The sequence below is a fragment of the Chelatococcus sp. KU-N122 genome, assembly GCF_055391085.1.
This window is the reverse complement of record NZ_AP043981.1, coordinates 5,027,178-5,041,239: the sequence shown is the minus strand read 5'-3', so window position 1 is coordinate 5,041,239 and position 14,062 is coordinate 5,027,178. Positions and strand designations below refer to the sequence as shown.

General features: G+C 68.7%; 13 protein-coding genes. 5 read left to right on the top strand and 8 right to left on the bottom strand.

From position 1 onward, the window contains the following. Window positions 1-31: 31 nt before the first annotated feature. The 6 genes from ACZ5PO_RS22730 to ACZ5PO_RS22705 all read right to left on the bottom strand — a co-directional run bounded on the left by ACZ5PO_RS22730 (window position 32) and on the right by ACZ5PO_RS22705 (window position 7,294). Complete coding sequence (locus tag ACZ5PO_RS22730) at window positions 32-814, bottom strand: SDR family NAD(P)-dependent oxidoreductase (protein ID WP_464184100.1); 783 nt, start codon at window positions 812-814, stop codon at window positions 32-34. A gap of 82 nt (window positions 815-896) precedes the next feature. Then, window positions 897-2,012, bottom strand: a complete 1,116-nt coding sequence (locus ACZ5PO_RS22725) for an acetoin dehydrogenase dihydrolipoyllysine-residue acetyltransferase subunit (protein WP_464184098.1) — start codon at window positions 2,010-2,012, stop codon at window positions 897-899. A gap of 14 nt (window positions 2,013-2,026) precedes the next feature. Continuing rightward, window positions 2,027-3,046: an alpha-ketoacid dehydrogenase subunit beta gene (locus ACZ5PO_RS22720; protein ID WP_464184096.1), complete on the bottom strand. Its 1,020-nt coding sequence runs from the start codon at window positions 3,044-3,046 to the stop codon at window positions 2,027-2,029. Between the two features lie 32 nt (window positions 3,047-3,078). Beyond that, window positions 3,079-4,062, bottom strand: a complete 984-nt coding sequence (locus tag ACZ5PO_RS22715; protein WP_464184095.1) for a thiamine pyrophosphate-dependent dehydrogenase E1 component subunit alpha — start codon at window positions 4,060-4,062, stop codon at window positions 3,079-3,081. Window positions 4,063-4,079: 17 nt separating this feature from the next. Beyond that, window positions 4,080-5,123: an ATP-NAD kinase family protein gene (locus ACZ5PO_RS22710; protein ID WP_464184093.1), complete on the bottom strand. Its 1,044-nt coding sequence runs from the start codon at window positions 5,121-5,123 to the stop codon at window positions 4,080-4,082. Between the two features lie 191 nt (window positions 5,124-5,314). After that, window positions 5,315-7,294 (bottom strand): sigma-54-dependent Fis family transcriptional regulator, encoded by a 1,980-nt coding sequence (locus tag ACZ5PO_RS22705; RefSeq protein WP_464184091.1) that lies wholly within the window; start codon window positions 7,292-7,294, stop codon window positions 5,315-5,317. Between the two features lie 116 nt (window positions 7,295-7,410). On the opposite strand from ACZ5PO_RS22705, the gene ACZ5PO_RS22700 reads away from it, so the two are divergent. The 3 genes from ACZ5PO_RS22700 to ACZ5PO_RS22690 all read left to right on the top strand — a co-directional run bounded on the left by ACZ5PO_RS22700 (window position 7,411) and on the right by ACZ5PO_RS22690 (window position 10,249). Continuing rightward, window positions 7,411-9,084 carry an FAD-dependent oxidoreductase gene (locus tag ACZ5PO_RS22700; protein ID WP_464184089.1) on the top strand — a complete coding sequence of 558 codons (1,674 nt, stop codon included), beginning with the start codon at window positions 7,411-7,413 and terminating at the stop codon, window positions 9,082-9,084. A 7-nt stretch (window positions 9,085-9,091) separates the two neighbouring features. Beyond that, a complete protein-coding gene (locus ACZ5PO_RS22695; RefSeq protein ID WP_464184087.1) occupies window positions 9,092-9,400 on the top strand; it encodes a UBP-type zinc finger domain-containing protein in 309 nt (102 codons plus the stop codon). Window positions 9,401-9,547: 147 nt separating this feature from the next. After that, entirely contained in the window at window positions 9,548-10,249 is a 702-nt protein-coding gene (locus ACZ5PO_RS22690) for a hypothetical protein (RefSeq protein ID WP_464184086.1), read from the top strand. Window positions 10,250-10,327: 78 nt separating this feature from the next. Here ACZ5PO_RS22690 and ACZ5PO_RS22685 read toward each other — a convergent pair whose 3' ends face one another. Both ACZ5PO_RS22685 and ACZ5PO_RS22680 read right to left on the bottom strand, forming a co-directional pair. Next, window positions 10,328-10,786 (bottom strand): hypothetical protein, encoded by a 459-nt coding sequence (locus tag ACZ5PO_RS22685; protein ID WP_464184084.1) that lies wholly within the window; start codon window positions 10,784-10,786, stop codon window positions 10,328-10,330. A gap of 300 nt (window positions 10,787-11,086) precedes the next feature. Further along, window positions 11,087-11,671 (bottom strand): ester cyclase, encoded by a 585-nt coding sequence (locus ACZ5PO_RS22680; protein ID WP_464184083.1) that lies wholly within the window; start codon window positions 11,669-11,671, stop codon window positions 11,087-11,089. A gap of 230 nt (window positions 11,672-11,901) precedes the next feature. Between ACZ5PO_RS22680 and ACZ5PO_RS22675 the strand changes: the two genes are divergently transcribed. Together ACZ5PO_RS22675 and ACZ5PO_RS22670 are read left to right on the top strand one after the other, a co-directional pair. Further along, entirely contained in the window at window positions 11,902-13,134 is a 1,233-nt protein-coding gene (locus tag ACZ5PO_RS22675; RefSeq protein WP_464184081.1) for an acyl-CoA dehydrogenase family protein, read from the top strand. Between the two features lie 127 nt (window positions 13,135-13,261). Further along, window positions 13,262-14,050: a GntR family transcriptional regulator gene (locus ACZ5PO_RS22670; RefSeq protein WP_464184079.1), complete on the top strand. Its 789-nt coding sequence runs from the start codon at window positions 13,262-13,264 to the stop codon at window positions 14,048-14,050. Window positions 14,051-14,062 lie beyond the last annotated feature (12 nt).

The following is a 14,062-nucleotide window of genomic DNA, read 5'->3' as shown; positions in this document are numbered from 1 at the left end:
GCCTGCAAGCGGCGCGCACAACGCTGCAACGTCAGACGAACACCATGCCGCCATCCACCAGAAGCGACTGGCCGGTCATGAAGTCGGAGGCGGACGACGCCAGGAAGCAGGCGACGCCGACGAGATCCTGCGGCGCCGAGGCCCGCCCCAGCACAGCCGCCGCGGCGAACGTCTCGAAGGCTTCGTCCGGCTTCTGCGTGAGGCCGTGCTCGCGGAAGCCCTCGTCGATCACGTGCCACATGTCGGTCGCGACGACGCCGGGGCAGATCGCGTTGACGTTGATCTTGTCCTTGCCGAAGGCGCGCGCGGCCGCCTGGGTCAGCGCGACGACGGCGAACTTCGTGGCGCTGTAGTGGGCGAGCGGCTCATAGCCCTGCTTGCCGGCGATGGAGGCGGTGTTGACGATCTTGCCGCCGCCGCCCTGCGCCAGCATGGTCCGGATGGCCTCCTGCATGCAGATGAGGACGCCCAGGGCATTGACGTCGTTGACGAAATGCCAGTCCGCCTCGGTGATCTCCAGGAACGGCTTGGTCTGGGCGACGCCGGCATTGTTGAAGATCACGTCGAGCCGGCCATGGGCGCCGACGGTCTCGTCGATCATGCGGCGCACGCTCGCGCGCTCGCGGACGTCCACCGGAACCGCGATGGCCGAACCGCCGGCCGCGCGGATCTCGTCTGCGGTCGCCCGGGCCGTCTCGGCCGAAAGGTCGGCGATGGCGACGCGGGCTCCCTCGCGGGCGAGGCCGTGCGCCATGGCGGCGCCGATGCCGCGCGCGCCGCCGGTGATGATGATGCTCTTGTCCTTGAGGCTCATGGTCATAGGTCTCCCTCTGCCGGTCCGCTGCGCGGCCGGTCTGTTGTGATTCCGTGCTGTGAAGGGCGCCCCGGAGGGGGCGTCAGGATCGGGCGAGGTGCGCCAGGATCAGCTCGTTGACGCGGCCCGCCTTTTCCATCTGCACCATGTGGCCCGCACCGGGCACGACCTCCGCCTGCGCATGGCCGTTCAGCGCCGCGGCGTGGGCGGGCGGAATGATGCGATCCGCCTCGCCCCAGATGATAAGCACCGGCCGGCCCTGCCCGGCGAGCGCCTGCGTCAGCACCGTGCTCTGCCGGCCGCCCGCGAACAGGTTCGTCGCGAGCGCGCGCAGCGCGTCCTCGACGCCGTCGAGCCGCTTGTACTTGAGCAGGTCGTCGACGAGCTGGCGGCTGACGAGGCCGGGGTCGGCAAACAGCTGCTCGAGCACGGGCTTGAGCTCGCGCCGCGATGAGGCCGCCGCGAAGCCGGCGATGTAGTCCCCGTTGATCTCCGGGCCGAGCCCGGCGGAGCTGATCAGCACGAGCGATTGCACCCGCTGCGGGGCATCGGCGGCCGCCTTGATGGCGACGGCGCCCCCCATCGAATGGCCGACGAGGTGCGCCCTGTCGATGCCCAGCGCATCCATGAACCCGAGCAGCGCCCGCGCGAGCCCGGCGATCGACGCATCGGCGATGGCCTTGGTGGACTGGCCGTGCCCCGGCAGGTCGAGCGCGTAGACGGTCGCCTGTTCAGCCAGCGCGTCGATGTTGAACAGCCAGTTGTCGAGATCGCCGCCGAAGCCGTGGATCAGCACCACGGTCTCCGCGCCCTCGCCGCGCTTGGCGTAGCGCAGCTCGCCGGCGGGCGTCTCGACCCGTTCGTAGCGCGGGCCGCTCTCCGCCTCGTCGTCGTCCGCCGCCGGCGTGACATAGCTGGCGACGAACGCATCGATGTCCGCGTCCGGCACCTCCTCGTCGGCCAGCACGCCGAGCAAGGCCTTCACGGGATAGACCGTGTCGGGCTCGCCCAGAACGCGGCGGAGGATGCCGGCGTCGCCGGCCTCGACGACGCCGGCGATCTTGTCGGTCTCGACCTCGACGATCTCGTCCCCGACGGCGATCCGGGTGCCGGGCGGCTTGAGCCATCCGGTCACCTTGCCCTCCGACATCGACAAGCCCCACTTGGGCATGACGATCGGCTTGATCCGTTCACTCATGGCGGGAGGCCTCCTCAGGCTGCCAGGGCGCGCGAGGTGGTCTTCGCCGCGGCCGCGGCGATGGCCTCGGCGGACGGGATGTAAAGGTCCTCCAGCGCGGGCGAGAACGGCACCGGCGTATGGGGGGCCGTCACCATCTGCGGCGGCGCCTTCAGTGCCGCGAACGCCTGTTGGGTCACGTGGGCGACCACGTCGGTGGCGATCGAGCAGCGCGGGTTGGCCTCGTCGACGACCACCAGCCGGCCGGTCTGCTCGACGCTCTCGATCACCGTGTCCCAATCGATGGGCGAGAGCGTGCGCAGGTCGATCACCTCGGCCTGGATGCCCTCCTTGGCCAGCCGGTCCGCGGCCTGCAGGGCGCGGTGCACGGTCAGGCCATAGCCGACCAGCGTGACGTCCTTGCCTTCGCGCAGCACGTTCGCCTCGCCGAAGGGGATGGCATACGCCTCCGCCGGCACGTCGGCCTCCTCGCCGTACAGGTTCTTGTGCTCACAGAAGATCACCGGATCGTCGTCGCGGATCGCCTGGATCAGCAGCCCCTTGGCGTCATAGGCGTTGGAGGGGCATACGACCTTCAGCCCGGGCACGTGGGTGAAGATCGGCGTCAGCATCTGGGAGTGCTGGGCGGCGGCCCGGAAGCCGGCACCGACCATGGCGCGGATGACCACCGGCGTCCTGGCCTTGCCGCCGAACATATACTTGAACTTTGCTGCCTGGTTCAGGATCTGGTCGAAACAGACGCCCATGAAATCGAGGAACATCAGTTCGGCGACCGGGCGCATGCCGCACGCCGCCGCGCCGATCGCGGCGCCGATGTAGGCGCTTTCCGAGAGCGGCGTGTCGAGCAGGCGGCCATTGTGCTTGGCGTGCAGCCCCTTGGTGACGCCGAGCACGCCGCCCCAGGCATCCTCTTCGCCGGGCGCGCCGGCGCCACCGACGATGTCCTCGCCGAGCACGATGACGGTGGGATCGCGGCGCATCTCGAGATCGAGCGCCTCGTTGATCGCCTGTTTGTAGCTGATCTTGCGAGCCATGGTGATTTCCTCCGGAACCTGTTCTGTCCTGATCAGTAGCTGACGTAGACGTCGGTCAGCAGATCCTGCGCCGTCGGCAGGGGCGCGCCCTTGGCAGACGCGACGGCGTCATCGATGAGGGTGGCGACCTCCCGGTCGATCACGGCGAGATCGGCATCCGAGACCACGCCCGCCTGGATGATGCGCTCGGCGAACAGCTTGATGCAGTCGCGATGCTGCCGGTTGTAGTCGTTCTCGCCCTTGGCCTTGTAGGTCTGGGCGTCGCCCTCGAAGTGGCCGAAGAAACGGACCATCCGGCACTCGAGCAGCGCCGGGCCGCCGCCGGTGCGCGCCCGCTTGATCATCTCGCCCGCCGCCTCGTGCACGGCGAAGAAGTCTGTGCCGTCCACCGAGACGCCGGGCAGGCCGAAGCCAGAGGCCCGATCGACGTAGGAATCGACCGCGGTCGCATAGTCGACGGAGGTGGACTCGGCGTAGCCGTTGTTCTCCACCACGAAGAGCACCGGCAGGTTCCAGACCGCGGCCAGGTTCATGCTCTCCAGCACCGTGCCCTGGTTGGAGGCGCCATCGCCGAAGAAGGTGACGCCGACCCCGCCGTCGCCGCGGAACTTCGCCGCCAGCCCGGCGCCGCAGATCAGCGGCGCGCCGGCGCCGAGGATGCCGTTGGCGCCCATCATGCCCTTGGACAGGTCGGCGATGTGCATGGAGCCGCCCTTGCCGCGGCAGGCCCCGGTCACCTTGCCGTAGATCTCGGCCATCATCTCGTGCACGTCGACGCCCTTGGCGATGCAATGGCCGTGGCCCCGGTGGGTCGAGGCGATGCGGTCGACATCGGTGAGATGGCTCATGATGCCGGCGGCACAGGCCTCCTCGCCGGCGTAGAGGTGGACGAAGCCCGGAATGTCGCCCTTGGCGAACTCCACATGCAGCCGCTCCTCGAACTCGCGGATCGTGCGCATGGTGCGATAGGCGGCGAGCAGCTCCGCCTGGGTCAGGGGCAAGGGGTTGTTGGACATGACGTTTCCTCCTGGGGCTAGACTTCTGACGGCAGCACGCTCGGCTCGGCGGTGCGCATGAGGCCGCCGGTCGCGGCGAAGCGCATCACCGCCGCGGTGTCGACGGTGCGGAAGGCGTTCTCGACCAGCGCGACGGTCACGGTCTGATGCGCGTCGAAGAACAGCTCCCGCTCGCCGTCGAGCGCGATGGCGCCGGCGTTCTGGCTCACGACGAACGGCACACCGGACGGCATCCGGCGCCAGTCCTCGATGCCGATGGCCTCGACCAGGCCCGGGCCGATGGGGGCATGGACGACGCCCGGCGCGCGATCGGCCGGGCAGAGGCGGGCCATCAGCCCGCCGGGCTCGTCGCGGGCGATCGGCTCGAGCAGTCCGGCGATCGCGGACATGCCGATGGCCTGCGGGTCGGCGAAGGTGACGAACAGCTCGCGAAAGGTGTCCGACCGCCACAAGGCCCGGGCGCCGACAAAGCGGTCCGTGACCACGGCCACATCCACCAGCGCGAGCTCCGGTGGCGCCCCGTCGACGCTGACGCGGATCAGCTTGTTCGGTGCAAAGGCGATGCGATCCGGGATGGCCCCGGAGACGGCAAGCCCCGTGGCCAGGCCCGTCACGGTCGGCTCGCATGCCTGGGGAAAGGCATTGTTGGTCCCGGTCGAGATGCCGGCGATCGGCACCGGCCCGCAGCCGGCGACGACGGCGCGGTGCGTGCCGTCTCCCCCCAGCACGACGATGGCCTCGGCACCGACGTCGTGCAGCAGGCCGGCCGCGCGGTGGGTGTCCGCCACCGTTCCGATGGGCTTCATGTCGAGGAAGGACAGCTTCGGAAAGCGCTTCTCGCCTTGCGCATGGGCGCGTTCGAGACCGCGCACGACGGCGGCGCCGATGCCGCCGCGATCCGGCATCATCAAGGCGTGATCGACGCCCGCGGCGGCCAGCCCGGCGAGCGCCCGCAGCACGATGTTGGCGCGGTCGCTGATCTGCAGCCCGCACGCGCTGGCGACGACGCGCCTGATGTCGCGCGCCGAAACCGGATTGGCGATGATACCGACCAGCGGCATCTGTTTCCTTCCCTCGCACTTTTGCTGCGGGAAAGATGGCAAGCCCTATGCCAGCCACATACTATGTCGTAAATTATTGTTATTAAAAGATATTTTTAAATACAGCCGGATCCGCAAGTGTGGCGCGGCCGCAGCACCTGCGGCGCATGGCGCAACAGGTGTGGCGCCGTCCCCGGCCGCGCCCGCCGCGGCTACGGCACCCCATTGTCGCGCCGATGCGGCGGCACGATGCCGAACCGCCGCATCTGCCGATGCACCGTGGTGCGATCGAGCCCGAGCTCGCGCGCGGTTGCCGACACATTCCAGCGATGGGCGGCGAGCGCCCTCGCCAGCCGCGCGGCGGTGTCCAGCGGTGCGGACACCGATCCCGGCGCGGCGGATGCGAGCGCCGGCGCGAGCCAGCCGTCGTCGGGCGCCGTGCGCCGGATGCCGTCGGGCAGATCGTCCAGGTGGATCAGTCCGCCGCTCGCGACCGCGCTGGCGTAGTCGAGCGCATTGGCGAGCTCGCGGATGTTGCCCGGCCACGGATAGGCCCGCAGGGCGTCGAGGGCGGCGGACGTCAAGCCGATGGCGCCGTCCCGCGCTCCCGGCCTGGCTGTCCGTTCCGTCAGCAGACGGGCGACGAGCCATTCGAAGTCGCCCCGCTGGCGCAGGGCCGGCAGCGCCAGCACGGCACCGTTCAGGCGGAAATAGAGATCGTCGCGGAAGCGACCCGCCTTGACCTCCGCCACGAGGTCGCGGTGGGTGGCGGCGATGACGCGGATATTGACCGGGACCGGCTTGGTGCGGCCGATGGGCGTGACCTCGCGCTCGGCGAGCACGCGCAGGAGCCGCGTCTGGGCGGCGGTGGGCATGTCGCCGATCTCGTCGAGAAACAGCGTACCGCCGTCGGCCTCGACGACGAGCCCCTTCTTGCCCCGGGCGGTCGCGCCGGTGAAGGAGCCGGGCTCGTAGCCGAACAGCTCGGCTTCGATCAGGTTTTCGGGCAGCGCCGCACAATTGACCGCGATGAACGGCTTGCCCGCCCGTGCGCTCGACGCGTGCAAGGCCTTGGCCAGATACTCCTTGCCCGTCCCCGTCTCGCCCTGGACGAGCAGGCTCATCTGCGCGTTGACCAGCTTGGCGGCCCGCACCACCACGGCCTCCATCGCCGGGTCATCGTCGAAGAGCGCCCGGAGCGGCAGCGGCACCGGCACCGCGGCCTTGGCAGCCGTGCGGGCCGGGGTCTGCGGCGGTGGCGGCAGGCTCAATGCGAACAGGGGCGTCCCGCTGCTGCGCAGCCTGACGACGCGTTGCGACATCGGCCGCGAGTGGGCAAAGCGCGGCAGGTCGTCGACGTCGATATCGAAGATCTCGCCGATCGTGCGGCCGAAGAGGGCCACTGCACGCGGATCGGCGCGCACCTCCCGGACCAGCAGCGTCCGCGCCCGATTGTTGAAGCCGATGATGCGCCCGGCCGCATCGATCGCCAGCACCACGTCGGGATCGATGTCGGCGAACTCCAGCGACGCGGACAGCTTCAGGATCCACTCGTGCCGGAAGCGGTTGAGCAGGTTCGCGACCTCGATCTTGTGCGCATACGACTTCACGAGCTCCAGGGCGAGAAACTGGCTCTCCTTCGGCTCCGGCGAGCGCAGGGCCGAGATGTCGAGAACCGCGGCGAGATCGCCGCGCGGGTCGAACACCGGCGCCGCGGTGCAGGTCAGCGGGATATGCGTGGCGTCGAAATGGTCGCTCTGGTGCACGACCAGCGCCTCGCGCGCGGCGATGCAGGTGCCCACGGCGCAGGTGCCGGCATGAGGCTCGTTCCAATCGGCGCCGAGATAGAGCCCGGCCCGCATCAGGCTGCTGTTGAACGTGGGATCTCCGATGAAGTCGACGGTGATGCCTTTGGCGTCGGTCAGCAGCAGGACATAGCCGAGCCCGGCCACCTGCCGGTAGAGCGTCTCCACACCGAAGCGCGCGGTGTGCAGGAACTCGTCCATGGCATCCTGGTGCTCGCGCAGGCGCTCGTGCGTGACGATGCAGGCGTCCCGCAGCGTTGCCGGATCGAGCTTGTGCTCGGCGACGCAGCGTTGCCACGACGCCTGGATGATGGGGTCGCGGCTGGTCGTGTGCCCGCTCGCGACACGAACGAGCTCGTCGATATGCGCGGATTGCTCGGTCCGCATCGCTTCCTCCCATTTTGGGCGGGAGCTTCAGCCCTTCGACGATGAATGGCAAGCACCCGTGCGATCTGACAAGCCCGCCCCTCGCCATTGCACCGCAGCGGACATAAAATCGCACCATGGCAGATACGACGACCAGCGGCCTCAAGCTCGATCCCGACGACCCCTACGCGCGTGAAGCGCAGACGTTCCCACACCTGAGCGCGGACATGATGCGGCGGGTCGCGGGCTACGGCGCGGAGGAGACGCTGACGGAGGGCGCGCTGGTCTTCGAGCGAGGCCAGCGCAGCGTCGACTTCTTCGTCGTGCTCGACGGCATGATCGAGATCTTCGACCGCGACGAGCACGACACGCCCCACGTCTTCGCGACACACGACGCCGGGCAGTTCACCGGCGAGATGGACCTGTTCAACGACCGCCAGATCCTCGTCTCCGGCCGGGCCAGGGGCTTGACCCGGGTGATCCGGATCAAGCGCGCCGATTTCCGCCGCCTGATCTCGGCCGAGCCCGATATCGGCGAGGTCATCATGCGCGCCTTCATCCTGCGGCGCGTCGGCTTCATCCGCCACGTGCACGGCGGCGTGGTGCTGATCGGACGGGGGCACGCCAGCGACACGCTGCGCCTGCAGCGCTTCATGACGCGCAACGGCTATCCCTTCCGGCTGCTCGACACGGAGGAGGATCCGGAGGCCGGGGGCTTCCTCGATTGCTTCGAGCTGACGCCGGCCTGCCTGCCGGTGCTGGTGCTGCCCGGCCACCATTTGCTGCGCAACCCGAGCACGGCGTCGCTGGCCGACGCGCTGGGGCTGACCGAGGCCATCGACCCCGCCACCGTCTACGACGTGGCGGTGGTCGGCGCCGGGCCGGCGGGGCTGGCGGCGGCCGTCTATGCCGCTTCCGAAGGACTGTCGACGATCGTGCTGGAGAGCATCGCCCCGGGCGGCCAGGCGGGGACCTCGTCGAAGATCGAGAACTATCTCGGCTTTCCCACCGGCATATCCGGCCAGGCGCTGGCCGGGCGCGCCCAAGCGCAGGCCCAGAAGTTCGGCGCGCGGCTGGCGCTCGCCCGGGTGGTGACGAGCCTCGACTGTGCGGAGCGCCCCTACCGGCTGGCCCTCGACAATGGGCAGCAGGTCAAGGCCTGCGCGGTCGTGGTTGCCACCGGCGCACGGTATCGCAAGCTCGATCTCGACAATTTCGCCAAGTACGAAGGCCAGGGCATCCACTATGCCGCCACCGCCATGGAGGCGCGGCTCTGCGAGGGCGAAGAGGTTGCCGTGATCGGCGGCGGCAACTCGGCGGGCCAGGCGGCGGTCTTCCTGTCGCGCACAGTGCGCCACGTCCACATCGTCGTGCGTGGCGCCCGGCTGGCCGAGACCATGTCGGACTACCTAGTCCAGCGCATTATGACGTCGCCCGAGATCACCGTCCATCCGTTCACCGAAGTGACGGAGCTCGAAGGCGACACCTACCTGCGCCGCGTCACCTTCACCGACCGCAGCACGGGCGCGAGCACGAGCCGGGCGATCGCCAACCTCTTCCTGATGATCGGCGCCGAGCCGAACACCGACTGGCTCAACGGCTGCCTGCGGCTCGACGGCAAGGGCTTCGTGCAGACCGGCCGGGACGACCAGGGCCAGGCGCTGGCGTCGCCCTACGCCACGACCATGGCCGGCGTCTTCGCCGTCGGCGACGTCCGCTCCGGCTCGGTGAAGCGGGTCGCCTCCGGCGTCGGCGAAGGCTCGGTCGTCGTTCAGGCGATCCACCGCTTCCTCAACCCCGGCGTCGCGTGAGGACCCCATGGCCGATACCTGCTCGCATCTGCGCACCATCGCCGTCGTCAAGCCCAGCGCCAGGGGCTGCGAGGACTGCCTGAAGACGGACGGCCACTGGGTGCACCTGCGTATCTGCCGCACCTGCGGCCACGTGGGCTGCTGCGACCAGTCGCCCGGCCGCCACGCCACCGCGCACTTCCGGGCCACCGGCCACCCGATCATCGAAGGCTACGATCCGCCCGAGGGCTGGGGCTGGTGCTATGTGGACGAGGTGTTCATCGACCTCGACGGCAACGTGACGCCGCAAGACGGACCCATTCCCCGCTACGTCTGACGTCCGTCCGGGACGCCCGGCACCAATTTCGCTTCTTTGTGGCCCGCCGCGGTCGACCGCGGCGGGCTTGATCGACGCGGCAAACGCCCGTAGCCAAGCCCACGCGGAGGCGGCATCCGGCCGCCGCAGGAAGCAGAGGAACCCGCCATGGCGACGGTCCGCATCGACGCGCGTTTTCGGGGCCCGCCGCAGAGCGGCAACGGCGGCTACGTCGCGGGCGTGGTAGCGCAGGCCTTCGGCGGCAGCGGCTGCGAAGTCACCCTGCACCGGCCTCCGCCGCTCGACCGCGACCTGAATCTCGACGTCAGCGGCGACAGGGCGGCTCTGACGGACGACGGCATCCTGCTCGCGTCCGCCTTTGCGACCTCGGCGGAGCTACAGCCGCCGCGCGCGCCGACCGTGGAGACCGCCCTCGCCGCCGAGAAGGGCTACAAGGGCTTCAGCGACCATGTGTTTCCGACGTGCTTCGTGTGCGGGCCGCAGCGGGCGCACGGCGACGGGCTACGCATCTTCGCGGCGACCATTCCGGGCGAGAGCGCCCAAGTCGGCGCCCATTGGCGCCCGGCCGACAACCTCGGCGACGCCGACGGCCTGGTGCGCAGCGAGTTCCTCTGGGCGGCGCTCGATTGCCCCGGCTACTTCGCCGTCGAGCACCGGTCGGGACCGGCCGTCCTCGGCCGGCTGGCGGCCGACATCGTGCGCCGCCCGCCGGTCGACGAGCCGATCGTCGTCACCGGCTGGGCCATTGGCCACGACGGCCGCAAGCATGTCGCCGGCACCGCCCTGCACGACCGCGACGGCGCGCTCATCGCCGTCGCCCGGGCCGTCTGGGTCTCGCTCCAGCGGTAGTAAGCCCGAGCCCGCGTGTGACAAGCGCCGTGGCCGAGCCGACGCTGCGCGAGTTCCGCACCATCTCGCCGGACGCGGTCACCGCCCACATCTTCCGGTTCTGTCGCGATGGGGGAAATCGATGATCTCAGCGGCTTCCCCGACACGGGCTGCTCGCCGTTCGCTCGAGCTGTCCTGGCGCCGCGACGCGCTTGGGAGCGGCGGATCCGTGTTCGCGATTTCAATCGCGATGACCTGATCGGCGGCGCCGCTTTCCGGGAGTTGCTCGGTATAGGGCTGCAACGCCAAGGCGGGATGGTCTGGATCGGCTCTTGCGATGCTGGCGAGCTTCTTCAGCGGCCCACGGAGATAGCCTGAGTGCTTGACTATCGACGACCAGTCGCCGTCGTCCTTCAGCACGCCCCTAAGAAGACCGCTCGACAAGAGGTCGTGCGGCGCAAATACAGCCAGACTGTTTGCGATGTCGATGACATATGGTCCTCTGTGCAGAAGCGTAAGAAGACCGATTCGTCCGTCCTTCATCCTGACAAGCTGCATGCGTCGTTCTCCACGCGACAGGCGGCCTGCACCGTCCCGACAGGGACCACCGCGCTGGTATCTCCGGCTCCGACAACAGGCTGCCGCGTCGCGGTTGGCGCCCCTCAGGAGCTGGTGATGGGTGGAGGCTCGAGCGCTTTGCGATTGGGTGGAATCACCCAATCGCGGAAAAGCACTCCGGATTCAAAAATTTATGAGCATTTCTCTGCAATTGGATGATCTCATCCAATTGCAGAGAAATGCTCTAGAAGCGCAGAAACTCTCAACGGTGAGACAGCCCAAGTGACTCGGTGTCACCCCTTATTTGATGGGAACGTTGCTCATCCAACCATCCCTGCGCGCCGAGATATTGCTCGTCGGACGCCTGGTCATGAATTCTTTGCTCGTCCACCCATGCGGCAACTCGCCAAAAGGTCGTGCCGGGGCGTCTGATACTTGCAACTCGGGCAGCCGGATCAATCCGAGCTGCAGCATCGCTGTCAGACCATCCGCCTGGCAAATTTCCTCGGCGATATAACCGTCATCGAGCCGGTAGATCGTCGTTCCCGCGACATTAAACGCCTTCCGGGTGGCCGCCGGCAGGGACCCCATTCTGAAGCCGCTATATGCGGGCCCCGTATGCGTACCGCCGCCCTTCCATCGCTGAACGGCGTAATGACCATCAACGAGAAGTCCGCCCACGGGCGAGAAGCTCAGATCGGGAAAGGCCGTGCGCAGGTCTCCCATAAAGCCGATGAGGCACGCGCGTCCCTCAATTGGCTCGAACAGAGGATTTCGCAGCACAACGTCCGGAGCGCCGAGCTCGTCTATGACGTCCGGGTTCCAAGCCGCCCCCCATACTTCCGCGAACCATCTCGAGACGGCGTTCCTGTTGTACAGCGACATTGGGCTCTCCACCGATTCTACGGGTGGTATCCTTCGAACGGCTACGGGACACGCGCACTCCGGATCTTGCCGTCAAATCGACGGTGGAAGCCTGCCGACCTGGAGGCACGCGCCAGCATCAGCGCTCATCCCATGGCTTCCTGCTGAGTGAGGCGTCGCTTCCACACTTGACCTGTGAACAAAATCGTCGGACGATCTCGCCCGACGAATAAGACCTATGGGAGGGCAAGGTGGACTTTTCGATGTCCGAGCGGCAGCGCTATTGGCGCGACCGCGTGCGCGCGTTCATGGATGCTCACATCTATCCGATGAGCGAGACCTACGACCGGCAGGTCGATGCCTTCGGCGACGACCGCTGGCAGGTCATTCCCATCGTCGAGGACATCAAGGCGAAGGCCCGCGCCGAAGGGCTGTGGAACATGTTCCTGCCGCCCTCGCCCGAGCATGACGACGAGACGTTCCACGGCGCCGGGCTCACCAACCTCGACTATGCCCTGTGCGCCGAGGAGATGGGCCGCCTGCACTTCGCGTCGGAGTGCTTCAACTGCTCGGCGCCGGACACCGGCAACATGGAGGTGCTGCACCGCTACGGCTCGAAGGCGCAGAAGGAGCAATGGCTGCGCCCGCTGCTCAACGGCGAGATCCGCTCCGCCTTCCTGATGACGGAGCCGGCCGTCGCCTCCTCCGATGCCGCCAACATCGAGACCTCGATCCGCCGCGACGGCGACGAGTACGTCATCAACGGACGCAAGTGGTTCTCGTCCGGCATGGGTGATCCGCGCTGCAAGATCACCGTAGTGATGGGCAAGACCGACCCGTCCGCGCCGCGCCACCAACAGCAATCGATGATCCTGGTGCCGGTCGGCACGCCGGGCATGACCATCGTGCGCATGCTGCCGGTGTTCGGCTTCGACGAGGTGCCCTACGGCCACGCCGAGGTGCTGCTGGAGAACGTGCGGGTGCCGGCGGGCAACCTGCTGCTGGGCGAGGGCCGCGGCTTCGAGATCGCGCAAGGGCGCCTGGGGCCGGGCCGCATCCACCACTGCATGCGCACCATCGGGCTGGCCGAGTTCGCGCTGGAGCAGATGGTGCGGCGGCTCAACGCCCGAGTCGCCTTCGGCAAGCGCGTGGTGGAGCAGTCGGTCTGGGAGCAGCGCATCGCCGAAGCCCGCATCGACATCAGCCGCACCCGCCTGCTCGTCCTGCAGGCCGCCGACATGATGGACAAGGTCGGCAACAAGGAGGCACGCACCGAGATCGCCATGATCAAGGTCGCCGCCCCGCGCATGGCGCTGAAGATCATCGACGATGCCATCCAGGCCCACGGCGGCGGTGGCGTATCCATGGATTTCGGCCTGACCAAGGCGTTTGCGCTGGCACGCACGCTGCGCCTCGGCGACGGGCCCGATGAAGTGCACAACCGGACGGTGGCCCGGAGCGAGCTGCGGCGCTACTTCGGCTGAGGCGCGGCCGCCGGCCACGAAGCACGGCGGGCAAAGAGATCGCGCCGCGCGGCCGATCTGCTACGGTCGCGCGTGCAGGACGATCGGTCCGAGTCCGGGTGCGGGTCGGCCCATCGCAGATGGCGGGATGAGGGCGTTGATTGGGAGAGCGCGCAGGAAGGAGCCGGCGGCGGTCGAGGCATCGCCGGCCGATGGAGCCGGCGACGGTGCCCCGGCGCAACGTCTGAGCTCACCTGATCATGTGGTCGACTGCATCACGCGCGGGCTGATCTCGGGCAAGTATGTCCCCGGCCAGCGGCTGGTGGAACCGGACCTGATGCGCGAGCACAAGGTCAGCCGCGGCTCGGTGCGCGAAGCACTGCGGCGCCTGTCGGCGGAGGGCCTGGTCACCCTCACCCTGCACCGCGGTGCCTATGTGCGGGCGCTGAGCCGCCGGCAGGTGAACGACGTGCTCGACATCGTCGAACTGCTCACCGGGCTCGCTGCTCGCAAGGCGGCGCTGGCCGTCAAGGCCGGCGCGGCGGCAGCGCCCATCGGCAAGGCGCTCGACCGTCTGGTCAAGGCGAGCCGGGGCGACGATCCCTTCGCCGTCATGCAGGCCCGCAACGACTTTCACCGGGCCGTCGTGCGGCTGGGTGACAACCATGAGCTGGAGCGGCTGCTCAAGGTGCTCAACCTGCACCTGCTGCGGGTCCAGTTCCGCGGCCTGCTCGGGCGCGCCGAGGTGCGCAAGCTGGACGACTACGAGCGCATCGCCCGCGCCATCGGCGGCGGCCTTACGGCCGAAGCCGAGCTCGCCGGCCGGCGGCACGTCCGCGGCGCCGTCCGTATCTTCAAGGAGCTGCCGGACGAGGCCTTCGCCGACGACAATGCAGCGCAGGAGCTGACAAGGCCCGACCACGCCCTCACCATCTAGGCAGTGGCCCGG

Excerpts from the sequence above, each read along its gene's own strand:
- ACZ5PO_RS22730 (WP_464184100.1), bottom strand. The coding sequence starts at position 814 with ATGAGCCTCAAGGACAAGAGCATCATCATCACCGGCGGCGCGCGCGGC.
- ACZ5PO_RS22725 (WP_464184098.1), bottom strand. The coding sequence starts at position 2,012 with ATGAGTGAACGGATCAAGCCGATCGTCATGCCCAAGTGGGGCTTGTCG.
- ACZ5PO_RS22720 (WP_464184096.1), bottom strand. The coding sequence starts at position 3,046 with ATGGCTCGCAAGATCAGCTACAAACAGGCGATCAACGAGGCGCTCGAT.
- ACZ5PO_RS22715 (WP_464184095.1), bottom strand. The coding sequence starts at position 4,062 with ATGTCCAACAACCCCTTGCCCCTGACCCAGGCGGAGCTGCTCGCCGCC.
- ACZ5PO_RS22710 (WP_464184093.1), bottom strand. The coding sequence starts at position 5,123 with ATGCCGCTGGTCGGTATCATCGCCAATCCGGTTTCGGCGCGCGACATC.
- ACZ5PO_RS22705 (WP_464184091.1), bottom strand. The coding sequence starts at position 7,294 with ATGCGGACCGAGCAATCCGCGCATATCGACGAGCTCGTTCGTGTCGCG.
- ACZ5PO_RS22700 (WP_464184089.1), top strand. The coding sequence starts at position 7,411 with ATGGCAGATACGACGACCAGCGGCCTCAAGCTCGATCCCGACGACCCC.
- ACZ5PO_RS22695 (WP_464184087.1), top strand. The coding sequence starts at position 9,092 with ATGGCCGATACCTGCTCGCATCTGCGCACCATCGCCGTCGTCAAGCCC.
- ACZ5PO_RS22690 (WP_464184086.1), top strand. The coding sequence starts at position 9,548 with ATGGCGACGGTCCGCATCGACGCGCGTTTTCGGGGCCCGCCGCAGAGC.
- ACZ5PO_RS22685 (WP_464184084.1), bottom strand. The coding sequence starts at position 10,786 with ATGCAGCTTGTCAGGATGAAGGACGGACGAATCGGTCTTCTTACGCTT.
- ACZ5PO_RS22680 (WP_464184083.1), bottom strand. The coding sequence starts at position 11,671 with ATGTCGCTGTACAACAGGAACGCCGTCTCGAGATGGTTCGCGGAAGTA.
- ACZ5PO_RS22670 (WP_464184079.1), top strand. The coding sequence starts at position 13,262 with ATGAGGGCGTTGATTGGGAGAGCGCGCAGGAAGGAGCCGGCGGCGGTC.